We start from the raw sequence: 22,317 nt of genomic DNA, 5'->3' as shown, positions 1-22,317 counted from the left end.
GGCCGGCTAATGTCAGATGGAGTGCACCTGCCAGTGCTTGCCTTCGATCAGATCCGTGAGCTCGGACGGATCCTTTACGCCGAACTCGAACCATTGGACGAGTTCGCGCGCTTTCGCCTGGCTTACTTCGCCATCGAAATCACACTGATGTCTCGTGCACCACTGTCTTAATATCCCGGAGAGAACGTTGATGTCCTTCCCATCCAGATGCGCCTTAGGCCAATGCGTCGTACTCATCACTTTCCCCAGCAGTGCGTCTTCGACGAACGGACCATAAAGCAAATAGCTCGGCAAGTTAGACCTTGGTCCGTGGTAGGATCGCGTCTATCCCTCGGAGCACGCAACAAACGAGTTTAACCTGATGACATTCCCGGTGAAGTTCGTTCAAGGCTTTCCTGTTCAGTTGACAACGGTCGCGTTGTCGCTCGCCGTGTTTGCGAACCAGGCTTGCGCAGCGGATCTGGAGCGCGGAGCGCGGATCTATCGATCGTGTGCAGGTTGCCACACGATCGATAGCGATCGGAGTTCGTTCGGACCTTCACTCAAAGGAGTGGTCGGCAGAACCGCCGGTGTTCTCAACGACTATGAGTATTCGACAGACCTGAAGGCAGCCGGAGAACACGGACTTGTCTGGACCGATGAAAACCTCGCAACGTTTCTATCCAAGCCCACCAAAATGGTGGCGGGCACAAAAATGCGTTTCGCGGGCCTGTGGGGATTCGAGATCAATGATCTGATCGGCTTTCTGAAGGCGAACCCGTGAACGCCGCACGCAGGCCTGAACGGTAGCAGTAGCAGAAACCGCCGCCACCATACCTCCCGCCGCGACTCTTTAGAAAAACTAAAACGGAAGTCAGCCCCGCGATATTGATGAAAAAAGTCGTGCGGCGTTACCTTAGACAATCATTCAAAGCTCGCGGGAGAATGGCATGGCGCGTACCGACAAGATGAAACTGGGCACCTTCGTCTATACGTTCGGCTTTCATCCGGCCTCCTGGCTGCATCCGGCAAGCGACGTTCACGGCGCGAACGATTTCAGTCACCTGCTTGATGTCGCCAAACGGTCGGAAGCGGCGAAGCTCGATTTCATGTTCATGGCCGACTCTCCGGCGGCGGCTGTCGGTGACCCCGATGCTCTCGCCCGCATTCCGACGAAGATGAACCGCTTCGAACCCTTGTCGCTGCTGTCGGCTCTGTCGGTGACGACAGAAAAGCTTGGCCTCGTCGCTACAGTCTCGACCAGCTACTACGAGCCCTACAATGTCGCGCGCCTGTTTGCCTCGATCGATCATCTGAGCCATGGCCGGGTTTGCTGGAATGTCGTCACGTCGGATCACGACGAAACGGGTTACAATTTCAACCGCGAGGGCCTGGATCCGCATGCTCTGCGCTACGAGCGCGGCAACGAGTTCGTGGATGTTGTCTTTGGTCTCTGGGACAGCTTCGAAGATGGCGCCTTGCTGCTCGATCGCGAGAATGGCGTCTACTATGACAAGACCAAGCACCACACACTCAATCACAAGGGCAAGCACTTCCAGGTGCGAGGACCGCTGAACATCGCGCGATCGCCGCAAGGTCGTCCGATCATCGCGCAGGCCGGCGGCTCGGAACCCGGCATGGACATGGCGGCGCGCACGGCCGAGATCGTCTTCAGCCTCGCCTCGAACATCGATCGAAACCGCGCATTCTACGAAAACGTCAAGGGACGCATGCCGGCCTATGGGCGCGATCCCGATGACCTGAAGATCATGCCTGGCGTCGTGCTGAACGTCGGTGAAACCGAGGCCGAGGCTCAAGCCAAGGTCAAATACCTCATCGACAAGATGCACCCTGATGTCGGTCGCTTGATGCTCTCCGAATTTCTCGAAGCGGACTTGCGCGGCGTCCCGCTGGACAAGCCGTTTCCGATGGACCGGTTGCCGAAGGAGCCCAAGGGATCGCGGGCGCTGTTTGAAGAGCTTACCGATTTCGTCAAGAGCGGAAGAACGGTCGGCGAGCTGGTCCGTCACTATGCCGAGAAGCACACCGGCAACGGTATCACCGGCACGCCGAAGCAGATTGCCGATTTCATGGAAGAGTGGTTCGAGACCCGGGCGGCGGATGGCTTCATCCTGATGTTTCCGACACTGCCGTCGAGCCTCGATGATTTCGTGAAGCTCGTTCTGCCGGAACTGCGCCGTCGCGGGCTTTTCCGGGAGGAATACGAAGGCAAGACGCTGCGCGAGAACCTTGGCCTTTCGATGCCGACCAATCGCTTCGCGACCGCGCTAGCCGCCAGCTAACCAGGGAGAGAGCCGATGCTTGAGGTGGCAACCAGGCCCGTCGTTGATCAATCTGCGTTCAAGCTGTCGATGCGTCACTTGGCCGGCGCCGTCAGCGTCATTACCGTCGGCGAACGTGAAGACCGGACAGGCTTTACCGCGACATCGGTGTCGTCCCTATCCGCGGATCAGCCCTCGGTGATCGTCAGCCTCAATCGTGGATCCTCGTCTTGGCCCGTGGTTGAGCGCTACCGTCGCTTCTGCGTGAACGTGCTCGCCGCCAACCAGCAGCACGTCGCGCAAGCCTTCGCTGGCTTCGACGGACGACGCGGAAACGAACGCTATCGGGACGCACAGTGGTACAGTCTTTCAACCGGGACGTCGGCGCTGAAAGACGCACTGACGGTTCTCGACTGCGAACTTGAAACGGTCCTCAACCACCATTCACACGCAATCCTCATCGGTCGCGTCTGTGCGATCGAGACGCGCGAGGATGTGGAACCATTGCTCTACTGGCGTGGCAGCTACCGGCGATTGTCGGGCGAGGCCGCCATTCGCCCCTGATGCATGACGACCGGTCAGGCGCCGGCGGCGTTGCGCCGATCCCCGACCTGCCTGGCAATCACACAGAGAAGCTCGAACATCATCGTGGCACCGGCAAGTGCTGTCATGCCGGCGAGGTCGAATGGCGGCGAGACCTCCACGACGTCGGCCCCAACAAAATCTACTCCGGCAAGCAAGCGGATCATTTGTTGCGCCTCTCGGGTCGTGAAACCGCCGGCCTCCGGCGTTCCCGTGCCCGGCGCCATCGACGGATCAATGCTGTCGATATCGAAGGTAACGTAGGTCGGTAGGCCGGCCGCGATGTCGCGGGCTTCGCGCATGACGTCCTCAGCGCCACGGCTGACAAACTCTTCCATATAGATGATCCGGATGCCCTGCTCTCTCGCCCAATCGTGTTCGTCGGGATCGTAGATCGATCCGCGAATTCCGATCTGGACGATCCGCTTCGGATCCAGCAATCCCTCCTCGATCGCACGACGGAACGGCGTGCCGTGCGTGTAAGGATTATCGCCAAAATAGCGGTCGTTGGTATCGGAATGCGCATCGAAGTGAATCAATCCGACTGGACGGTTTCTTGCGACTGCTCGCAAAACCGGAAGCGTCGTCAGATGATCGCCGCCCACCGACAAGGGAATAGCGCCGGCCGCGACAATCTCGCTCATGCCGCTCTCGATGCGCTTGAGGCCGTCGATGAGATCGATGGGATTGACCGAGAGGTCGCCGACGTCGGCAACATTCGCGATGCTGAATGGCTCGGTTCCCGAGACATGATGGACGCGCCGCATCAGGCTCGACTGATTGCGAACTTCTCGCGGCCCGTGGCGCGCGCCCGCCCGATTGGTTGTTCCACCGTCCCAGGGAATACCGACGAGCGCGATATCGAGCCCGGCAGCGGTCTGCACCGTTGGCAGCCGCATGAAGGTCGAATGACCGGCGAAGCGAGGAACCTCGGCGGCATCAACCGGTTGATGGAAAGCTCCACTCATCGTTATTCCCTGTGATTGCGAGACCTGGCGCGCAATGTGCGATGCTGGCGCTGCGCGCACAAGCCCATGTTTTCACATTGCGATCAGGCCGCGTCGGGGCGATGAAGCGTCTTCACTTCAAGGAAATCCTCAAGGCCGAACATGCCGCCTTCCCGTCCGTTGCCCGATTGCTTGTAGCCGCCGAACGGGCTGCCATAGCGATGCGGCCCACCGTTGATATGAACCATCCCGGCCCGCAGCCGTGTCGCCACTCTCTCGGCGCGGGCAGGATCGCCGGTCTGGACATAGGCGGCCAGTCCGTAGCTGGTGTCGTTGGCAATCGCGATCGCTTCGTCTTCGGTGTCGAACGGCATGATCGCCAGTACCGGCCCGAATACTTCCTCGCGGGCGATCCGCATCTCATTGTTGACGTCGGCGAAGATGGTCGGTTTGACGAAATAGCCGGTTTCGAAGCCTTCCGGCTTGCCTGCCCCGCCAACGAGGACGCGCGCACCTTCGGCAATACCCGCATCGATCAATGCCTGTACGCGACCGAACTGAACATCGCTGACAAGCGGGCCGATGTGACCGCCTTCCTCTGTTGGATTGCCGACCTTGGCGTCGCGGCCGACACGCTCGGCGATCTCCACGGCCTTGTCGTAGACGGACCTCTGCACGAGAAGCCGGGTCGGCGCATCGCAAGACTGGCCCGAATTGTTGAAACACTCAAGAACGCTGCCGGTGATGCGGCCTTCGAGGTCAGCATCCTCGAAGACGAGGTTCGGCGATTTCCCGCCGAGTTCGAGCGTCACCCGCTTGACCGTGTCCGCCGCATCCTTGCTGACCGCGATGCCGGCGCGGGTCGAGCCGGTGAACGACATCATATCGACATCCCTGTGCCGAGACAGCGCCGCTCCGACATTGACGCCGTCGCCGTTCACGAGGTTGAACGTGCCGGCAGGAAAGCCGGCCTCGTGCACCATTTCCGCGTAAAGCATGGCGTTGAGCGGTGTGAACTCGGAGGGCTTGAGCACGCAAGTCGAGCCCGTCGCCAGGGCTGGAACAACTTTCAGTGCGATCTGGTTGATCGGCCAGTTCCAGGGGGTAATTAGGCCGCAAACGCCGATCGGCTCGCGCAGCAAAACGTCACCATTCGGCAGCGCATCGCGCATCTTCAGCTTCTTCAGGGCATCGATGAACCCCTGCAGGTGGCCTACACCGACATCCGCCTGCTGTTCGCGGCTCATGGTGATCGGAGCGCCTAGCTCGAGCGTGATCGTTTGCGCCATTTCTTCGTAGCGGCGCTTGTAGATCTCCAGCAACTTTTCGAGCAGCGCCAGACGCTCCTCGACAGTCGTGCGGCCGTAGGTCACAAAGGCCTTCTTCGCGGCCGCGACGGCGCGATCGATATCGGCAGGCGTCCCCATCGAGATGAGGGCAACGGGCTTTTCGGTTGCAGGGTTGATGACCTCGAGGTCCACCGCTGCCAGCGGCGCTACCCATTCGCCGTTGATGTAGAATTTGCGCTTGTCGAGCATTTCGTCACTCCCGTCAGATTTTCTTCTGTTTTTCGTTCAGCCAGTTCGTGATCAGGTCGCGATATCGTTCGCCGCTGAAACTTGGAAAGTGCCCGCCATGCACGACGCGGGCCGGAATGGTCAGAAGCCGCTCCATCGAGGCGAGGTAATCGTCCGCGTTGGAATGGTAGGTATTTTCGATCAACGGCCCGTCATAAAGAATGTCGCCGGAAATGAGGGTCTGCGTCCTCGCTTCCCAAAGCGCGATGCCTCCCGGCGAATGTCCTGGCGTGTGGATGACCTCGAAGGTCCGGTCGCCGAGATCGATAATATCGCCGTCTTCGAGGATGCGTGTCGCCGGAGCTTTCTTCACGGCGTAGCATTTCGAACAATAAGGCTCGGGCGGCAGCGCATCGAAGATATCGTCGGTCACGTAAGGGTCGGCGAGCGTATTTGCACGCGTCGGATTGGCCAGCAGATCGGCTTCCGCTGAATGAACCGCCCGGCATTCGAACTCGTGATGGCAGCCGATATGGTCGAAATGGGTGTGGCTCGCGACGGCGATCAGATCACGCTCGGCGACGAGCGGCACCCATTCGCGAAGTGATACGACCCCCATGCCACTATCGACCAACATGTCGCGATCACGCCCGCGCACATGCCAAACGTTGCATCGGTAAAATTCCTGAATGAACGGCTCGGAAATGAGGGTGATATCGTCCCCCAGCCGCTTCACCTGGTACCACTTGTCCGGCGCAACACGTTCCATCGTTTCAGCCTATGCCTGTTTCGAGGGCAAGGCTACGATGTCGCCGACGTTGACGGCAAGCGTAACCGCCTGCCCCTCCGTCACCGCCGCTGATTGCGGCATGTGCGCAACGACGCTCATGCCAGGCGCCGCGGCGGGTGCAAGGTGGCAGCGGTAATGCGTGCCGAAGAAGGCGCTGCCCGATACTGAGGCCTGCCCCATGACGGTGACCGGAGCATCGCCCTCACCGGCCCGGCGGAAATGTTCCGGCCTGATGCAGAGTGTAATCGCATCCCCAGCCGATGGCATGCCGGCCATGAAGCAGGTGGTCGGCAACACGACATTGCCGAGCCGGGTTTCCACGACCGTCTGGCCGCCACCGGCTTCCCTGACCTTGCCCGGAATGAAGTTCACTTCGCCCATGAAGCCCGCCGAGAAAAGCGACCGGGGACGCATGTAGATTTCGCAAGGCGGTCCGAAATCCTCGATCTTTCCCTGGTTCATCACCACGATCCGATCGGCAATCGCCATCGCCTCTTCCTGGTCATGGGTGACGTGGACGAAGGTCGTGCCGACGCGCTTCTGGATCGCCTTCAACTCGTCCTGCATCTGCCGGCGAAGCTTGAGGTCAAGCGCACCAAGCGGCTCGTCGAGCAGCAGAACGTCGGGATCGACGGCCAGGGCGCGAGCAAGCGCGACGCGCTGTCGCTGTCCCCCCGAAAGCTCGTGGGGCTTCTTGTCGGCGGAAGTCTTGAGGCCGACGAGATCGAGAAAGCTCTTCGCCCGCTCCTCACGCTCGGCCTTTCCGACACCGCGCATTCGCAGGCCGAAACCTACATTGTCCTTCAGCTTCATGTGCGGGAAGAGGGCGTAGTCCTGGAACATCGTGGTCGTTGGTCGCTTTGCCGGCGGCACGTTGGTCATCTCCTTGCCGCCGATCGCGATCCGCCCCGTGGTCGGCGACAGGAAGCCTCCGAGGATGGAAAGGAGTGTAGTCTTGCCGCAGCCCGAAGGCCCGAGCAGAACGATGAACTCGCCTGCATTGATGTCGAGAGAAACGTTGTCGAGCGCCGTGAAACTGCCGAAGGTCTTTGTCGCGTTCTCGATTGAAACCGGTGCGGTCATGATTTCTTTGTCCTTCCGAACAGGAACAGTTCCAGCACAACAAGCAAGGTGACCGAAACGAGGAATACCAGTGAGCCGATGGCGTTGGTCTTTGGGTTGAGACCGGACCGAAGCAGGCTCCAGATCTCGACCGGGAGGGTCACGTCGAAGCGCGACAGCAGGAAGGCAATGATGAATTCATCCCAGCTGAACGTCATCGACAGGAAGAAGGAGGCAAGCAGCGACGGCAGCAACATCGGCGCCGTCACGAGCGCCATGACCTTCAAGTCGCTGGCGCCGAGATCGCGCGCCGCGCGCTCGATGTTGATGTGGTGGTCGCCCATGGACGAATAGATGATCGCGAAGCAGAGCGGCAGATTGATCACTACGTGACCGATGCCGACAGTCCAGAGCGAAAGGCCGATGCTCAGCACGTTGAGGACCGTAAGCAGCCCAAGCGCGATAATCAGATAGCTGACCGTCATCGGCGCGATCAGCAGACCGCGTTGCCAGGCGGACCCCGGCAGCTTGAAGCGCGCCAGCGCATAGGCCGCCAAAAATCCGAGAAGGCAGGCAACAAGGGATGACAGCGTTGCCACCAGGAAGGAATGCAGCAGCGCGGACATCAGCTTGCGATCGGCAAAGACGGCCTCATACCATTGAAGCGAGAAACCGTTGAACGGCGGCACCGGCAGGCGCCCGTCCTGAAACGAAAAGAGTACAAGCACGATCACCGGCAGAAAGATGAAGCCGAAGATCAGAACGGCATAGACGCTGCAGACAATGTTGGTGGCTCTGTCGCGCGTCATCACGTCCTCTCGATCTTCAGCCAGCGGGCGCAGGCGACGTATGCGGCGGTAACGACCAGCATCAGGATGATGGAAAGAGCGGCGGCCATCGGGAAGTCGGCACGGCGGCCAAGCTGCAACATGATGATCTGCGGGAGGACAAGCTCATTGTTGCCGCCGAGAATTTGCGGCGTGACGTAGTCGCCGATGCAGAGAACGAAGGTCAGGAACGCACCGGTCATGATGCCGGGCATGGTGAGCGGCAGGATGACATGCCAGAAAGTCTGGAATGCATTCGCTCCGAGGTCGGCTGCGGCACGGCGATAATTCGGCGAAAGCTGGACCAGATTGGCGTAGATCGTCAGCGTGAGAAGCATGACGAAGAAGTGGACGAAGCCGATGACCGTTGCCGTGCGGTTGCTGGCAAGCTCCAGCGGTTCGCTGATGACGCCGATGTTGATCAATGTCTGATTGATCACGCCGTTGCGCGACAGTACCAGCAACCAGGAATAGGACCGGACGACATAGGAGGTCCAGAATGGCAGGATCGCCAGGATCAGTGCCGTTCGCTGATATTTCTGCGGCACCCGCTCGGCAATGATCCAGGCCAGAGGATAGGCAAGCAGGATCGAAAGGACAGTGACGATAGCGGTAATCTCCAGCGAGTTCGTCAGTCCGCGGAAGAGCGCGCCCTTCTCGAAGAAGGCGATATAGTTTCCGAAATTCCAGACGCGGACGATCGAACCGCCCTGCTGCGCCCAGAGGCTCATGGCGACCATAAAGAGAAATGGAGCGACGAAGAAGACAAACGTCCAGATAAGCCCTGGAGCCACAAAGCCCCAAGCCTTGCGGCGTTCGTTATCTTCAAGGGAAGCAGCAGCCACGAACAGGTCTCCGACTTCCCTCCCCCAACAAGGGAGAGGGTATGGTGATGGATGGCACTACGACGGAACCGAAGCTGTCAGTGCTGCAGCATCTCGGTCCATGCGTCCTGCATCTTGGCGTCCAATTCCGCGCTTGGGATTGGATAAAGCTGCGTGCGCTTGAGATAATCGGCCTGCTCGTCCCAACGCAAAGCGGTCTTCTGTTCGGCAGTCAGATGGTCGCCTGCCTTCGCATTCGCCGGCATTGCCCAATAGCAGGATGACGTCGCAAGCCGTGCCTGCCCTTCGGGGCTGACGATATACTGCACGAACTTCAGGGCGAGGTGCTTTTTCGTCGAGTCCTTCATCACGCCGATCGACTGCGCCCAGCGCACGGCACCCTGTTCAGGAATGGTCCAGTCGAGATTGGGTTTGTCCTTGACCAGTCCCGCCGTCAGCCATTCGCCGCCGCCGAACACGATGTCGACCTCACCTGTGGCAAGCGCCGTTTGCGACGAAACGACGTCGCTGACCTGCTTTGCATTGGCCTTGAGGGCGAACAGCTTGTCCTTGATCGCTGGCATGTCGGCATCCGACAGGCTTGCCGTCGTCTTGCCGAGGTCGATCCCGGTCAAACCGATCATCGGCAGGTAGTAGTCGTAAACCGCAATGCGTCCCTTGTACTTGTCGGACCAGAGCTTCGACATGTCCTTCATGTCGGCGGGATCAACCTTGGTCTTGTCATAGGAAACGGTATTGTAGCCAAACTTCTCGGTAACGGCGTAGATCTTGCCGTCGCGGCTATTGTTGGCCTCCATGCGCACTTCAGGGAAGATATCCGCATTCGGCAGCGCATCGGCAGGCATCTCAGCAAGGATGTCCTTGTCGACAGCGCGCTGCACGTCGACACCGTCGATAACCAGCACGTCCCAGTCTCCCGGCCGCGACTGATCGATGATGGAAAGCCCGGCGCCGGTGCCTTCGTATTCCTTCAGATTGACCTTGACGTCGTTCGCCTTCTCGAACGGTTCGATCAAAGCCGGATCGGTGTGATCGCACCAGACAAGTGCATTCAGCTCGTCCTGCGCCAGAACCGGCGCCGAAGTGAGTGCCGCAGATGCCGCAGCAAGAGCCAATGTCGCGGCGGAAGTCAGAAATCTGCGCGCAGATATGCCTGCAATAAGATCAGTCATGATGTTGCCCTCTGGTCGGTAGCGCTCGTTTCGGCGCCTTCATGAAAAAGATTGAATGAGTTCATTTTTTAAGTCAATATGATTTTTGAGGACATTCATTATTTGAAAGATCAGACATGACGGGACTGCGCGCCAGGCAGAAAGCCGATCGCAATCGTCGCATATTACAGGCCGCAGCGAGCCTGTTTCGCGAGGTTGGCTATGACAGCGCGCGCATCGAGGACATCGCCGAGCGCGCGGAGGTCTCGGTCGGTACGTTCTATAACTACTATGAGAACAAGGGAGACATCCTCGTCGCCACCGTTTCGATGGAAGTCGAGGAGGTCCTGGAATCGGGCAAGGCCATTGTCGAAAACCCACCGGCCACGACGCTCGACGCGCTCCAGGCTCTGATCGACCAGTATTTCGATCACTCGCTTGTCTATCTGAGCAAGGAAATGTGGCGCATCGCCATGGCGACATCCATTCAACAGCCGGAAAGCCCCTTCAGCAGGCGTTACACGGAGCTGGATGGGCGTCTGTGTGATCAGGTTTCGATGCTGGTGCAGAAACTGCAGCTGCGCGGTGCCGTCATGCCGGGTATCGACGCGGTCGCCGTCGGGCAGATGGTCTTCAACAATCTCAACATGATGTTCATCGAGTTCGTCAGAGAGGACGCGCTGACGCTTGAAGCGCTCAAGGAGCGCGTCGCAAGACAGAACAGGCCGTTGGCACTTTTGATCAGCAGCCCAAGAATTCAATAACAGGGAACCAAAGGGATGGAACACCAGCACGATGCCGTGCTTGCGGCGGCGGACAGCCTCGTCGATGCATTCGGCAGGCACGATCGCGACAGCTATTTCGCGGCTTTCGCACCAGAAGCCACCTTCATATTTCACAATCTCGACCGGCGGCTCGGCACGCGCGCCGAATATGAAGCCGAATGGGCGCTCTGGGAGAGCCGCGACGGCTTTCGCGTGCGCGCTTGTCGTTCGAGCGATCGAGACGTCCGCATTACGGGGCCTATTGCCATTTTCACCCACTCCGTCGAGACGGACCTCGCCTTCAACGGCGAGCCGGTCACCAGTGCCGAGCGGGAGACAATCGTTTTCGCGAAGCAGGCGACCGGTGAGTGGCTAGCGATCCACGAACATCTGTCGCCGCGGCCTTGAAGCGAGCCGTCCGGTGCGGCCACGCTTGAGCGAGCGGCCATTATCAGAAATGCTATTAGAGACTGCGGAAGAAGGAACAAGAAATGGTCGACTTGAAGAAGCACCTTGAAGATCTGCGCAAGAAGTTTGGCGACAACGCCGAGTTCTTCGATCCGCGCTTCAAGCGCGTGGCCGAAAAAATCTTCAAAGGAGGCACACGAGCGGCACCCTATTCCGGCATTTCGACCTTTGCCGGCCTTCCGTACAAGGAAGTGAATTTTTCCGCTCCTGATTTCGGCGACCTTCAGGTTGCCGCGGTGGGGATCCCGATGGATCTGGGCGTCAGCAATCGACCGGGCTCGCGTTTTGGGCCGAGAGCGGTCCGCAGCATCGAGCGTATCGGCCCTTATAACCATGTGCTGGACTGCGCACCGGCCTACGACCTGCGCGTAGCCGATATCGGCGATATCCCGTTCGGCAGCCGCTACCGGCTCGAGCAGTGCCATCAAAATATCGAGGCAGCGATCGGCAAGATTGTCGAGGCGGGCGTTATTCCGCTCTCCGTCGGCGGCGACCACTCCATCACGCATCCGATTCTGAAAGCTGTCGGCGCCAAGGCGCCCGTCGGGCTCATCCATATCGACGCCCACTGCGATACCGGCGGTCCGTTCGACCAGACGAAGTTCCATCATGGCGGTCCGATGCGCAACGCCGTTCTCGACGGCGTCCTCGATCCGACGCGTACGATCCAAATCGGGATCAGAGGGCCTTCCGAATACCTCTGGGAGTTCTCCTACGAATCCGGAATGACGGTCATCCACGCGGAGGAAATCAACGGGATGGGCATCCCGGCGATTATAGAGAAAGCGCGGCAGATCGTCGGCGATGGCCCCACCTACCTGTCATTCGACGTGGACAGCCTCGATCCCGCCTTCGCGCCGGGTACCGGCACGCCTGAAATCGGTGGCCTGACCAGCCGTGAGGCTCTGGAACTCCTGCGCGGCCTGAAGGGGCTCAACTTCGTTGGGGGCGATGTCGTCGAGGTGGCGCCGCAGTACGACAGCACGACCAACACCGCGCAGGCCGGTGCTCAGGTGCTGTTTGAAATCTTGAGCCTATTGGTATTCAGCCCTGCCGTGACCAAAGGTTGATTGCATCTTGCTGATGGGTGGCGTGCTATTCTCGCCACCCGCTCGACCAGGCAAAAAGGAGAAGCCCGCTACCGTACGCTTCACCTGCCCGCAGACACAATGGCCAAAGTTAAGCGAGCACAGTCTCCAGCCACATGTTGGAGAATTTCCGCTGAGGATCCAATCGATCCCTCAGCGCCGAAAATTCGGCAAACTTCGGATAGAGCCGGCCAATCGGGCGTAGCGAGAACACCTTGCCCCAATGCGGTAGCGCCTGGAACGCTGAAAGCACCTCCTCGATATGAGAAACGGCCTCCTCGACGGCTGCCTGTTCTCGAACCCACGTGAAATGGATGGAAAGCGTATCGCGCTGGTACTGTGGGCTAAGCCAGAGATCGTCAGCGGCCACGGTGCGAAATTCACTCGCCTGGATCAAATGGGCAAATCGTTCGCGAATACCGAGAAGTGCTTCTATGGCAGCGCCTGCGTACCGTCGGGGCACATGGTACTCCGACTGGATTTCTTCACCATTGCTCGGTGTAAACCCCATCTTGAAATGCGGCAGGCGATCGGACCATCGCCCGTATTGCTGCAATTGATCGGTCGAGTTCTGCGGGTCGAGCCCGATGATGGGATGGCGTTTAACGGTGGATCGCACCGCGCCGAACATATCCTCGGCCCAGCTATCCGCGCCGGCATTGCGTTTCAACCAGATCGCACCCGCCTGCTCGCCCCACTGCGTGAAAACGCTGACGCTGTAGCCCGCTCCCATGATCGCATCGAAATTCGCGAGCAAAGCAGGCCATGACAATCCTTCATAGACGCCTTGCGCCACCTCGAACTCCGGCATGACATCAAGCGTCACCCGGGTAATGACGCCAAGCGCTCCCAAATGCACGACCGCGCCCGCGAAATCGGGATCGCCTCGTTTAAGGTGGGAAAGGGCGCCGTCAGCATTAACGAACTCGATTGCGCTAACAGCCGTCGCGAGATTTCCATTGCCGTCGCCCGAACCGTGCGTGGCCGTCGCTATGGCGCCGGCAATCGAAATATGCGGAAGCGAGGCGAGATTATGGATTGCGAGCTTCCGTTCATTCAGAAAGCTGGCGAGTTCTCCGTAGGTCGCATGCCCTCCGACCGAAACACTTGCGCCGTCCGCCGCCACAACCGGATCAACTGGCATCTCCGACAAGATAATGGCCAGATCGCCATCGGCGATCGCATTGAATGAATGCCGAGAGCCGAGAACCTTCAGATTTTTCGATCGTGCAACGGTCTCGCAAAGCGCGTCAACCGATGTGGGGTAAACGCAGTCGCGAAAGCCGTAGCGAAAGCTCTCTGCCCAGTTTGCGCTTGGTGGGGTTTTCATGAAGAACCTCTGAAGGGCTGTACGAATGGAAGGACCGCTGTCGAAGAATCACTCGAATGCGGCGCAAGGATGAGCATAAGAGCCCACACTTGGGAATCGCGAAAGGCACAGGACGGTGTTCCGGCGCCGAACGCGGACTTGTCGCAAGCGTCCGCGGCTCCGAAAACGCCGGTAACATTTCTTCGACTGGCGTTCGGCGCGTAGTTTGCATATCCTTATGAAACTGCAAAAAACATAAGGTTTGATTTTGCTTCTCGAAATTTCGATTGTCATTATTCTTACGGTCTTGAATGGCGTTCTGGCCATGTCCGAGCTTGCTGTCGTCTCCTCACGTCCGGCCCGACTGAAGGTTCTCTCCGATCAGGGAAGCCGAGGCGCTTCGATCGCCATCAAGCTCTCCGAGAACCCCGGCCGCTTCCTATCGACGGTGCAGATCGGCATCACCCTTGTCGGCGTCCTTTCCGGTGCGTTTTCGGGCGCGACGCTCGGCGCTCGTCTGTCCGGCTGGCTATCCGCGCAGGGCTTGTCCCCGGCGATGGCCGACGGTTTTGGCGTCGGGTCGGTCGTCGTCGCGATTACCTATCTCTCGCTCATCGTCGGCGAACTGGTGCCGAAGCAGATCGCTTTGCGAGCGCCTGAAGCCGTCGCGAGCAAGGTGGCCCCGGCAATGTTTTGGATGTCGCGCTTTGGATCTCCGCTCGTCTGGCTGCTGGATTTCTCGGGCAGGCTCGTCCTTCGCATACTTGGCCAATCCGGAAAAACTGCCGATGGCGTCACCGACGAAGAAATCAAGACCGTCCTGGCGGAAGCACATAGCGCCGGCGTGATCGAAACCGAGGAATCGGCAATGATCTCAGGCGTGATGCGGTTGGCCGACAGAACCGCGCGCGCGTTGATGACACCGCGTCGCGAAGTCGAGGTGGTCGACATCGAGGATAGCTTCGAAGAGATCCGAAGCCAACTTCAGCGTTCCGAGAAAGCGCGGCTGCCTGTGCGCAAGAACAGTTCCGACGAGATCATCGGTATCTTGCTCGCGAAAGATTTCTACGACGCGCTGGCATCGTCGCAGAAGGTGGATATCGCCGCCATGGTGCAGGAAGTACCGGTGGTTTCGGACCTCTCGGGCGCGCTTGATGTCATTCAGGCCATCCGTCGCTCCCCGTGCCACCTGGTTCTCGTTTACGACGAGTACGGCCATTTCGAAGGTATCGTGACATCTGGCGACATCCTGGAAGGCATTCTCGGCGCGGTGCAGGAAGATACCATCGGCGAACAGGCGATCGTTCGCCGCCATGACGGGAGTTACCTCGTCTCGGGTTGGACGCCGATCGACGAGTTTTCCGACTTCATGGGCTTTGCTGCCGACGGCGACCGCGACTATCAGACGGTTGCCGGCCTCGTTCTCGAAGAACTGAAGCACCTGCCGGATCTCGGCGAGAGCTTCGTCAAGAACGGCTGGCGATTTGAAGTGATCGATCTCGATGGGCGCCGCATCGACAAGCTGCTGCTGACAGCCGAAACATCGACGCCTGCGGTGGACAGCGGACAGTCTCTGCATTGAGCAGAATGGAGTGCGGCGGATGCACGCACTCTATCGCCTCTCGCCGGTAGCGGGGTCTGACAGCATCACGACTGTGGAAAACTTTTGATTTCCTTCACTGCTTTTGACTGATACCAGCGCCCTCAAACGTGGATACGGTGAGCGATAGCGATACCGACTGTGTTTCAGGCGGCTTGCACCTAACATGAAGACGCACTAATGCAGTACGCACCTTATGGGCGAGTGCTTGCCGATCATCGAAATGTCATTTTCTGGCTGTTCTGATCGCAAAGGTTTGGAAGAGCGGTGATGCAGGATCGGCAGTCGGCGCAGGATACGCAACTGGGTGAATCGACAGAGCTGACCGCAACGGCTTGCGGGCAGCCGCTTTCCGATTCCATTGCTGCCTACGTCATCAATCTCGATCGGTCTTTCGACAGATGGCAACACATCCAGGGCGAGGCAGAGAAGCTTGGGATGGCTGTTGAGCGGGTTGCTGGCGTCGACGCAAGCAAGGTTTCACTCGCAGAGGCCGCATTCTATCGGCATCGCGCCTTTGTTCGCGCAAACGGGCGCCCCATGCTGCCGGCAGAGTATGGCTGCTATCTGGCGCACATGAGCGCCCTCCGCACATTCCTCTCCAGCAGCGCCGATGCCGCGATTATCATGGAAGACGACGTCTCCCTGCAGGCAGACCTCGTTGAACGCGCAGCCGCTATCCTTGCTGCTACACCGGCCGCCGATGTCGTAAAGCTTTTGAACCACAGAACAGTCCTTCATCGCAGCATCGCCAGAACAAGCCGCGGCGACGACGTCGGCCGTTGTCTATTCGGCCCCCAAGGGTCTGCTGCCTGCTATCTCGTGACGCGGAAAGGCGCCTTGAAGGTGCTCGAAAAGCTGGAGCAGATCGAATTACCCTATGATATTGCGCTGGAACGCGGCTGGGCGACCGGCCTCAGCGTCTACAGCGTCAAGGACAATGTCCTGCATCTGTCGGAACGGTCGCACGAGAGCCAGATCGCCGATCGAGCCAAGTATCGCTCGATCAAGCTCCGAGGCCTTCGGAAAATCCCGACTCATATCTTTCGCATCATCGAGTTAACCCGACGGATAAAGTACGCACTCGGATGAACAAAACGCTCGTTTACAACCGTATCACTGCCGCGCTTCCCGTCGTCCTGTGGCTGGCATTCATGTCCGCGGTGGTCGTCGAGAGCGACGTTTACCGCTACGCTGCCATCACCTTAACGATCATCGCCGCCGTCACCTGCCAGGCGGATTGCCGCCGCGTCATGCGAGACTGGCTGGCGGTGCTGTGCGTGGCATGGGCCGCCTACGCGCTGATCCGGTTCCTCTTCGAATACATTGCCTTCGGGGAACACGGCGCTTCCGAATGGCTCTACGTGTTTCCGGCGTTTTTCCCGATCCTCGGCGTCGCTCTGACGGCGACGTGGAAGTCCGTCGAACGGGCGCTGTTTGCTCTCTTTGCGATCGCCGCCCTGCTTTTCGTTGTCCTCACGCCTTATGGGTCGATCGCCGCCGGCGACCAGATTTCCCCTCTCCTTCACCACAATTCGATACACGGCGCCGTCGGCTGCGGTTTTCTGTTCCTGGGCGTCTTTCACTTCATGGCCCACCAGATAGAAGTCGGTGCCGCTCGACGTGCGAGAAACGTGGCAATCGCCCTGGCGCTGGTGATCATGGCGTTTGCCCTCGTCAACATCTACGGCGCCAAATCCAAGGGCGTGTGGCTGGCTCTGCTCCCCGCTCTGGCAACCATGGTGATCTGCGCTTTCGTCTACATCCGCCAGGCCCATGTCAGAACCGCAATGGTCGCCCTGACAGGCATCGTGGTCGTCGGCTCGTATCTCGTCCGCGCGAATCTCGAGAAAGTCGCACTGGCGACTTTCAATTCGGTCGCCGGTATCGGCACGCGCCTCTACGACGGCGACTCCCTTATTGCGGTCATGAAGGACGCGATCGCATCGAACGGAACGCCAACGTCGCTGGATGAACGTCTTCAGCTGTGGACCAACGCGCTCGAGGTGCTGAAGGTGAACCCCATCTTCGGCAGCGGCAACGGCTGGCTGACGATCTGGCATACGACCGATTACGCTGGCGTGCCCTATACGCTGATCCACAACGGTTATCTCGAGATCCTTGTGCGTTATGGCTTCGTCGGTCTCGGTATCTTCGTGCTCATTCTTGCGGCCACCATCCACCGGCTACACCGGGCCGCGCTTGCCGGCGTCATCAGCAAGAGCGCGTTTTCATGCTACCTGACATTCGTGATCTACTTCTGCTTCACGATTCTCAGCAACTCCAACAACCGGCTTGCTATCGGCGAGAGCTTCGTCCTCCTCTGCGGAGCCTTGACTTTTGCATGCGCTCTTCGCATGCGTGATCGCGCAAGAGACGTCAAACTCACGACGGCTACGGGACTCGAGGGCGGAATGATCGGCCAGGGCGGATCGCATCGTGGATAGCTACACTCAGAGAATTCTCGCTATCCCGCGGCCAGCCAAGCGGCTGGTGGCCCTCATTTTCGATGCGGGCCTCTGTGTCCTGACAGTCTGGCTGGCGTTCTGCTTTCGCTTCAACGATTGGTACGCGCTCTCCGGCGTCCAGTACATCACGATTCCGGTATCGCTGCTGATTGCGTTGCCGCTTTTTGTCACCTCTGGCCTCTACAGAGCGATCTTTCGTTTCATCGGCTGGGCCGCTTTCGTCACCGTGATCAAATGCGTGGCGATCTACGGCTTGATTTATATGGCGATTTTCACCGTCATCAGCATCCCGACGATACCGCGAACGGTCGGCATATTGCAGCCGATGCTTCTGCTCCTGGCCGTCGGCCTTTCGCGTTTCGTGGCGCGCTATTTCCTTTACGATGCCTACAACCGCATCCTGAGGCAGAGCACTGAAGTCAGAACCCTTGTTTATGGCACAGGACCACAAGGGCGGCAGCTCGTGAGTGCGCTCGGCCACGGAGGCGAATTCAAGGTCGTCGGCTTTCTCGACGACGACCCCGGTCTGCAGGGAAACCTGATTAACGGCGTGAAGGTCTTCAATCCAGAAACCATTCTCAAGACCTGTGCCGAGCTGAGAGTACGGACTGTCCTGCTTGCCCTCCCGCAGATCGACAGGGCACGCCGCAACGAAATCCTCGAGACGCTGAGAAGCGCCAAAGTGGCGGTGCGCACCGTTCCCGATATCGGAGCACTTGCGGTTGGGCGCGCGCAATTGACGGACCTGCAAGATCTCGACATCGAAGATCTGCTTGGCCGCAGCGCCGTACCACCCAATCCATCGCTTCTTGAACAGAACGTGAAGGGGCGCGTCGTCCTCGTTACCGGCGCCGCAGGCTCGATCGGAAGCCAGCTTTGCCGTGAGATCGCGAAGATGCAGCCCACTGCACTTCTGCTTCTTGATCAGAACGAATACGGCATTTATGCCTTGCAGAACGAGCTATCGGGCGACGTGACGGAGGATATGTTTCAGATCGTGCCGCTGCTTGCGAGCGTTTGCGACGAAGCCCGCATCAAGAGCATATTCGATACCTGGAAACCGGCTACGGTCTATCACGCAGCCGCCTACAAGCATGTTCCCCTCGTCGAGCAAAACCCCGCCGAGGGCGTCAAGACCAACGTTTTCGGAACGCTCACCGTTTCACGGGCGGCTGTTGCCGCCGGCGTGGACCGGCTGATCCTGGTCAGCACCGACAAGGCTGTCAGACCGACCAACATCATGGGCGCGACGAAGAGGCTTGCGGAAATGGTCCTGCAGGCGCAGGCGGCGCAGAGCTCGACAACGACGTTCTCCATGGTCCGCTTCGGGAACGTTCTTGGCTCCTCGGGCTCCGTCGTTCCCTTGTTCCGCCAGCAGATCGGTCGCGGCGGTCCGATCACCCTGACGCATGCGGATATCACCCGGTTCTTCATGACCGTGCCGGAGGCCGCGCAGCTCGTGATCCAGGCTGGCGCCATGGCCAGAGGCGGCGACGTCTACCTGCTCGACATGGGCGAGCCGGTCAAGATCATCGATCTGGCGCGGCGAATGGTAGAGTTATCAGGACTGACGGTGCGCGACGACCAAAATCCCGCTGGGGATATCGAGATTGTCACGACGGGCCTTCGTCCCGGCGAGAAGCTCTATGAAGAACTGCTGATCAGCGACAATCCCGAATTTACCGAGCACCCGAAGATTCGGGCGGCAAGGGAGCAATTCATGCCGTGGTCCGAGCTGTCAACCAAGCTCGAGGAACTGCGTGACTTCGCGCTCGCTGGCGATGCAGGCGCCCTTCGCCTTTGCCTGAGTGAACTCGTCTCCGGCTATCGCCCGTTCGAGAAAGTCGTTGATCTTGTGTCGCTCAGGCAGGAACTCGCGCCGTAGAGGCGGTTGAGGTCCTCCCACCTGATGGAGATTGAATGTTTCTGATTACCGGCGCTTCCGGCTTCATCGGCAAGGGGCTGCAAGAAACCCTGAAACAACGTGGCCTCCCGTACCGCGCCGTGAGCCGCCGTACGCTGCCGGGCTATGTTCCGATTGGCGATGTTGGGACCGATACCGATTGGTCCGAGGCCTTGAGGGGCGTCGATACGATCGTCCACCTCGCCGCCGCAAACCAGAATGTTACCGAGGGAAAGACGGCCGACAGCGCCTATCGGGCCGTCAACGTCGACGGGACCGCGCGACTTGCGAAGCAGGCCGCGGCCGCTGGTGTCAGGCGCTTCATTTTCCTGAGTTCGATCAAGGCGAATGGGGAAATGACCGAGCCCGGTCGTCCATTCACCCCAGCGTCCATTCCCTCCCCTGACAGCGCCTACGGCCGCTCCAAGCTCGAAGCGGAGCAGCGTCTCGCCGAGATCGGCAAGAGAACCGGACTGGTGACGATATCGATCCGCCCGCCACTCGTTTACGGCCAAGGCGGACGCGGCAGCTTCGAGGCCCTTGTCGGGCTCGTCAGAAAACGCCTGCCACTACCGTTGGGGTCGGTCGAGAACCGCCGCTCGATGATCTATCTCGAGAACCTGACAGACATCATCGTGGCGGCAGCACTTCATCCGACGGTGACAAGCACAGTTTTGCTCCCGAGCGATGGCGACGCTGTTTCGACACCGCAGCTGCTCAGGATGGTCGCCTCGGCTGCCGGCACATCCGCAATCCTGTTGCCCTTCCCCGTCACCCTGCTTGAAACCGCAGCACGTATGCTTGGAAAGGCCGAACTCGTTCAGCGATTGACACAGTCGCTTGAGGTCGACAGCTCGCAGACCTGTGGATCGCTTGGCTGGACACCTCCCTTCACGATGCGAGAAGGGTTAGACAGAGTGTTGTCGCCGCGCCTGCGTGAAAAGGAATGACAATGCTGCAGACTCTCGATCGCGGGCTGAAACGTGTGCTCGATTTTTCTGCCTCGCTTTTCGGCCTGATCGTGCTGTCGCCGGTTCTTCTGGTCATCGCGTATCTCGTCCGCCGCAGTTCCCCCGGCGGGGCACTATTCCTGCAGGAGCGGGTCGGCTACAACGAAAAGCCCTTCACCTGCATCAAATTCCGAACCATGGCCGCCGGTACGCCCAACGTGGGATCTCATGATGCTGCCGAGGCTTGGATCACCCCGATCGGCCGTACACTGCGCGCTTACAAGCTTGATGAGCTCCCGCAGCTCATCAATGTCTTGCGTGGAGACATGAGCCTTGTGGGCCCTCGCCCGTGCCTGCCGACACAGTCGGGCGTCATCGCCGCGCGGCGAGCCAAGAATGTCTTTTCGATCCGTCCCGGCATTACCGGCTTGGCACAACTCTCGGGGATCGACATGTCCACCCCCGAGGCTCTTGCGAAGGCGGATGCCGAATACATCAGGACGGCTGGGCTGTGGCGCGATCTTAAGCTGATCCTTGGCTCGATCGCGGGAAAAGGCAGCGGCGACGCCGCCACTCGGTGAACTCTATCGGGACCATCGGCGAAGCGGTGTCAGCCGCCCCGGATCGAACTGCGCCAGATCAGCTCAGCGGTCAAAGTGATCGGCTCAGGTCCGACGCCGTCTTCGCCGCTGTCATCCGTCCCCAACCAGTCAATCGCATACTTCGCGATCCTGTCGACCGGCTGGGCAAATGTCGTCAATTCATAGGATAACCACGACGCCTGCTCGATATTGTCAAAGCCGGCGACACAGAGCTGGCTTGGCACGGCGAGCCCGAATTGCCGGCGCGCGGCATCCATGAAGCCGCAGGCCAGAAGGTCGGTTGCGCAGAAGACGGCGTCCGGGCGCTCGCTACGTGTCAGCAATCGCTGCGCCAACACCTGCCCCGCCTCGTAACCGGTCGCGCCATAGCGCTCGACAACCACCTCCAGCCCTAGAGCGGCGGCTGCAGCCACGAAGCCCTTCTCGCGACGCACCAAACTTGGGGTACCGGCAAGCGAATTTGCGAACGCCAGCCTGCGGCAGCCGGCACGGGCAAACGCCGTCGCAACCCTGGAGCCAGCATCGGCATCATCGACATTAATCCTCAACGGACCGGGCTGATCGTCATCGCGATTGATCAAGACGAGGCGCTGTCCGCTGCGCAGGCACAGCTGAACGATCGATTTGTCGGGCAGACCGGACAGGATGACCGATGCGTCGGCGCGGTAGCGGATCGCCTGATGCAGAGCGCGATCCACGCTGCCGTCCGAGCGGTCGGTATTGATGAGCATGGCGACCTTGCCTGCATTCTGAAGCTGCAGGGTAAGTTCGCGGAGAACCGCAGCACGATAGGGCGTCGCAACGTCCGACACGATCAGGCAGACGATACCGCTTTCATTGCGCATCAGGCCGCGCGCAAGGTGGTTGACGTGATAGCCAAGCTCTTCAGCGGCTTTGAGAACGCGTTGACGCGTTTCGGCCGATACACTGGCACCAGGCGTAAATGTCCGCGAAACCGCCGACCGAGACACTCCCGCCCTGTGCGCGACCTCCTGGGCACTGACAAACAACTTCGAAGCCACCCGACTCTCCCCGCTTTGTCGCTATTGTGCACAAGTGCGCATAAGCGTGCAATCGCGAAGACTTTCATTTCAAGCGTTTGCGCAGGACGTCCTTATTGACAGCTCGCTATTTCGGAGCGAATTTTGCACGCGATTGCAAGAAGCTGGAATCGTTTACCGGC

The 22,317-nt window shown here is 59.6% G+C and carries 22 protein-coding genes; 12 read left to right on the top strand and 10 right to left on the bottom strand.

Annotation, left to right across the window (positions count from 1 at the left end; translation table 11 throughout):
• Window positions 1-12 precede the first annotated feature (12 nt).
• Window positions 13-237: a hypothetical protein gene (locus tag ASE04_RS09110; protein ID WP_056815404.1), complete on the bottom strand. Its 225-nt coding sequence runs from the start codon at window positions 235-237 to the stop codon at window positions 13-15.
• Between the two features lie 124 nt (window positions 238-361).
• Between ASE04_RS09110 and ASE04_RS09105 the strand changes: the two genes are divergently transcribed.
• The 3 genes from ASE04_RS09105 (at window position 362) to ASE04_RS09095 (ending at window position 2,825) form a co-directional block, all read left to right on the top strand.
• Window positions 362-763, top strand: coding sequence for a c-type cytochrome (locus ASE04_RS09105; protein ID WP_056815399.1), 402 nt, complete (start codon window positions 362-364; stop codon window positions 761-763).
• Between the two features lie 166 nt (window positions 764-929).
• Window positions 930-2,282, top strand: coding sequence for an LLM class flavin-dependent oxidoreductase (locus tag ASE04_RS09100; protein ID WP_056815393.1), 1,353 nt, complete (start codon window positions 930-932; stop codon window positions 2,280-2,282).
• A 15-nt stretch (window positions 2,283-2,297) separates the two neighbouring features.
• On the top strand, window positions 2,298-2,825 hold the full coding sequence (locus tag ASE04_RS09095; RefSeq protein WP_056815390.1) for a flavin reductase family protein: 528 nt from the start codon (window positions 2,298-2,300) through the stop codon (window positions 2,823-2,825).
• A gap of 14 nt (window positions 2,826-2,839) precedes the next feature.
• On the opposite strand, the gene speB (ASE04_RS09090) is transcribed toward ASE04_RS09095, so the two are convergent.
• The 7 genes from speB (ASE04_RS09090) to ASE04_RS09060 all read right to left on the bottom strand — a co-directional run bounded on the left by speB (ASE04_RS09090) (window position 2,840) and on the right by ASE04_RS09060 (window position 10,003).
• Window positions 2,840-3,811 (bottom strand): agmatinase, encoded by a 972-nt coding sequence (gene speB, locus ASE04_RS09090; RefSeq protein WP_056815385.1) that lies wholly within the window; start codon window positions 3,809-3,811, stop codon window positions 2,840-2,842.
• An 83-nt stretch (window positions 3,812-3,894) separates the two neighbouring features.
• Entirely contained in the window at window positions 3,895-5,328 is a 1,434-nt protein-coding gene (locus tag ASE04_RS09085) for an aldehyde dehydrogenase family protein (RefSeq protein WP_056815382.1), read from the bottom strand.
• A 13-nt stretch (window positions 5,329-5,341) separates the two neighbouring features.
• Window positions 5,342-6,076 carry an MBL fold metallo-hydrolase gene (locus tag ASE04_RS09080; protein WP_056815379.1) on the bottom strand — a complete coding sequence of 245 codons (735 nt, stop codon included), beginning with the start codon at window positions 6,074-6,076 and terminating at the stop codon, window positions 5,342-5,344.
• A gap of 9 nt (window positions 6,077-6,085) precedes the next feature.
• Entirely contained in the window at window positions 6,086-7,180 is a 1,095-nt protein-coding gene (locus ASE04_RS32165; RefSeq protein ID WP_056815376.1) for an ABC transporter ATP-binding protein, read from the bottom strand.
• Window positions 7,177-7,968 (bottom strand): ABC transporter permease, encoded by a 792-nt coding sequence (locus ASE04_RS09070; protein ID WP_056815373.1) that lies wholly within the window; start codon window positions 7,966-7,968, stop codon window positions 7,177-7,179. Before ASE04_RS09070 ends, ASE04_RS32165 begins: the two co-directional genes overlap by 4 nt.
• On the bottom strand, window positions 7,968-8,831 hold the full coding sequence (locus tag ASE04_RS09065) for an ABC transporter permease (protein ID WP_056815371.1): 864 nt from the start codon (window positions 8,829-8,831) through the stop codon (window positions 7,968-7,970). Before ASE04_RS09065 ends, ASE04_RS09070 begins: the two co-directional genes overlap by 1 nt.
• 77 nt (window positions 8,832-8,908) lie before the next feature.
• A complete protein-coding gene (locus tag ASE04_RS09060; RefSeq protein WP_056815367.1) occupies window positions 8,909-10,003 on the bottom strand; it encodes an extracellular solute-binding protein in 1,095 nt (364 codons plus the stop codon).
• Between the two features lie 116 nt (window positions 10,004-10,119).
• Between ASE04_RS09060 and ASE04_RS09055 the strand changes: the two genes are divergently transcribed.
• From ASE04_RS09055 to speB (ASE04_RS09045), 3 genes are all read left to right on the top strand, one after another.
• Window positions 10,120-10,746, top strand: coding sequence for a TetR/AcrR family transcriptional regulator (locus ASE04_RS09055; protein WP_056815364.1), 627 nt, complete (start codon window positions 10,120-10,122; stop codon window positions 10,744-10,746).
• A 15-nt stretch (window positions 10,747-10,761) separates the two neighbouring features.
• Entirely contained in the window at window positions 10,762-11,154 is a 393-nt protein-coding gene (locus tag ASE04_RS09050; protein WP_056815360.1) for a YybH family protein, read from the top strand.
• A gap of 83 nt (window positions 11,155-11,237) precedes the next feature.
• A complete protein-coding gene (gene speB / locus ASE04_RS09045) occupies window positions 11,238-12,284 on the top strand; it encodes an agmatinase (protein ID WP_056815358.1) in 1,047 nt (348 codons plus the stop codon).
• A gap of 109 nt (window positions 12,285-12,393) precedes the next feature.
• Here the strand turns inward: speB (ASE04_RS09045) and ASE04_RS09040 are convergent, their stop codons facing one another.
• A complete protein-coding gene (locus tag ASE04_RS09040) occupies window positions 12,394-13,632 on the bottom strand; it encodes a D-arabinono-1,4-lactone oxidase (RefSeq protein WP_056815355.1) in 1,239 nt (412 codons plus the stop codon).
• 247 nt (window positions 13,633-13,879) lie between these two features.
• Here ASE04_RS09040 and ASE04_RS09035 point away from each other — a divergent pair, with 247 nt between their 5' ends.
• The 6 genes from ASE04_RS09035 to ASE04_RS09010 all read left to right on the top strand — a co-directional run bounded on the left by ASE04_RS09035 (window position 13,880) and on the right by ASE04_RS09010 (window position 21,113).
• Window positions 13,880-15,193, top strand: a complete 1,314-nt coding sequence (locus ASE04_RS09035; protein WP_056815667.1) for a hemolysin family protein — start codon at window positions 13,880-13,882, stop codon at window positions 15,191-15,193.
• A gap of 288 nt (window positions 15,194-15,481) precedes the next feature.
• Window positions 15,482-16,303 (top strand): glycosyltransferase family 25 protein, encoded by an 822-nt coding sequence (locus ASE04_RS09030; protein WP_082597294.1) that lies wholly within the window; start codon window positions 15,482-15,484, stop codon window positions 16,301-16,303.
• The gene (locus tag ASE04_RS09025; protein ID WP_056815347.1) at window positions 16,300-17,658 is read left to right on the top strand and encodes an O-antigen ligase family protein; all 1,359 of its coding nucleotides are present in this window, start codon (window positions 16,300-16,302) and stop codon (window positions 17,656-17,658) included. Before ASE04_RS09030 ends, ASE04_RS09025 begins: the two co-directional genes overlap by 4 nt.
• Entirely contained in the window at window positions 17,648-19,564 is a 1,917-nt protein-coding gene (locus ASE04_RS09020; protein WP_056815342.1) for a polysaccharide biosynthesis protein, read from the top strand. The genes ASE04_RS09025 and ASE04_RS09020 overlap by 11 nt, the downstream gene beginning before the upstream one ends.
• A 35-nt stretch (window positions 19,565-19,599) precedes the next feature.
• The gene (locus ASE04_RS09015) at window positions 19,600-20,532 is read left to right on the top strand and encodes an NAD-dependent epimerase/dehydratase family protein (RefSeq protein ID WP_056815340.1); all 933 of its coding nucleotides are present in this window, start codon (window positions 19,600-19,602) and stop codon (window positions 20,530-20,532) included.
• Window positions 20,533-20,534: 2 nt separating this feature from the next.
• Window positions 20,535-21,113 (top strand): sugar transferase, encoded by a 579-nt coding sequence (locus ASE04_RS09010; protein ID WP_082597293.1) that lies wholly within the window; start codon window positions 20,535-20,537, stop codon window positions 21,111-21,113.
• A gap of 29 nt (window positions 21,114-21,142) precedes the next feature.
• Here the strand turns inward: ASE04_RS09010 and ASE04_RS09005 are convergent, their stop codons facing one another.
• Window positions 21,143-22,156 (bottom strand): LacI family DNA-binding transcriptional regulator, encoded by a 1,014-nt coding sequence (locus tag ASE04_RS09005; protein WP_056815335.1) that lies wholly within the window; start codon window positions 22,154-22,156, stop codon window positions 21,143-21,145.
• Between the last annotated feature and the right edge of the window lie 161 nt (window positions 22,157-22,317).

It is taken from the genome of Rhizobium sp. Root708 (assembly GCF_001429725.1).
GTDB lineage: Bacteria > Pseudomonadota > Alphaproteobacteria > Rhizobiales > Rhizobiaceae > Rhizobium.
The sequence above is the reverse complement of the archived record's forward strand: the minus strand, read 5'-3'. Positions and strand labels throughout refer to the sequence as shown.

Bases quoted from the DNA above. Each gene is read 5' to 3' on its own strand.
- ASE04_RS09110 (WP_056815404.1), bottom strand. From the start codon at position 237: ATGAGTACGACGCATTGGCCTAAGGCGCATCTGGATGGGAAGGACATC.
- ASE04_RS09105 (WP_056815399.1), top strand. From the start codon at position 362: ATGACATTCCCGGTGAAGTTCGTTCAAGGCTTTCCTGTTCAGTTGACA.
- ASE04_RS09100 (WP_056815393.1), top strand. From the start codon at position 930: ATGGCGCGTACCGACAAGATGAAACTGGGCACCTTCGTCTATACGTTC.
- ASE04_RS09095 (WP_056815390.1), top strand. From the start codon at position 2,298: ATGCTTGAGGTGGCAACCAGGCCCGTCGTTGATCAATCTGCGTTCAAG.
- speB (WP_056815385.1), bottom strand. From the start codon at position 3,811: ATGAGTGGAGCTTTCCATCAACCGGTTGATGCCGCCGAGGTTCCTCGC.
- ASE04_RS09085 (WP_056815382.1), bottom strand. From the start codon at position 5,328: ATGCTCGACAAGCGCAAATTCTACATCAACGGCGAATGGGTAGCGCCG.
- ASE04_RS09080 (WP_056815379.1), bottom strand. From the start codon at position 6,076: ATGGAACGTGTTGCGCCGGACAAGTGGTACCAGGTGAAGCGGCTGGGG.
- ASE04_RS32165 (WP_056815376.1), bottom strand. From the start codon at position 7,180: ATGACCGCACCGGTTTCAATCGAGAACGCGACAAAGACCTTCGGCAGT.
- ASE04_RS09070 (WP_056815373.1), bottom strand. From the start codon at position 7,968: ATGACGCGCGACAGAGCCACCAACATTGTCTGCAGCGTCTATGCCGTT.
- ASE04_RS09060 (WP_056815367.1), bottom strand. From the start codon at position 10,003: ATGACTGATCTTATTGCAGGCATATCTGCGCGCAGATTTCTGACTTCC.
- ASE04_RS09055 (WP_056815364.1), top strand. From the start codon at position 10,120: ATGACGGGACTGCGCGCCAGGCAGAAAGCCGATCGCAATCGTCGCATA.
- ASE04_RS09050 (WP_056815360.1), top strand. From the start codon at position 10,762: ATGGAACACCAGCACGATGCCGTGCTTGCGGCGGCGGACAGCCTCGTC.
- speB (WP_056815358.1), top strand. From the start codon at position 11,238: ATGGTCGACTTGAAGAAGCACCTTGAAGATCTGCGCAAGAAGTTTGGC.
- ASE04_RS09040 (WP_056815355.1), bottom strand. From the start codon at position 13,632: ATGAAAACCCCACCAAGCGCAAACTGGGCAGAGAGCTTTCGCTACGGC.
- ASE04_RS09030 (WP_082597294.1), top strand. From the start codon at position 15,482: ATGCAGGATCGGCAGTCGGCGCAGGATACGCAACTGGGTGAATCGACA.
- ASE04_RS09025 (WP_056815347.1), top strand. From the start codon at position 16,300: ATGAACAAAACGCTCGTTTACAACCGTATCACTGCCGCGCTTCCCGTC.
- ASE04_RS09015 (WP_056815340.1), top strand. From the start codon at position 19,600: ATGTTTCTGATTACCGGCGCTTCCGGCTTCATCGGCAAGGGGCTGCAA.
- ASE04_RS09010 (WP_082597293.1), top strand. From the start codon at position 20,535: ATGCTGCAGACTCTCGATCGCGGGCTGAAACGTGTGCTCGATTTTTCT.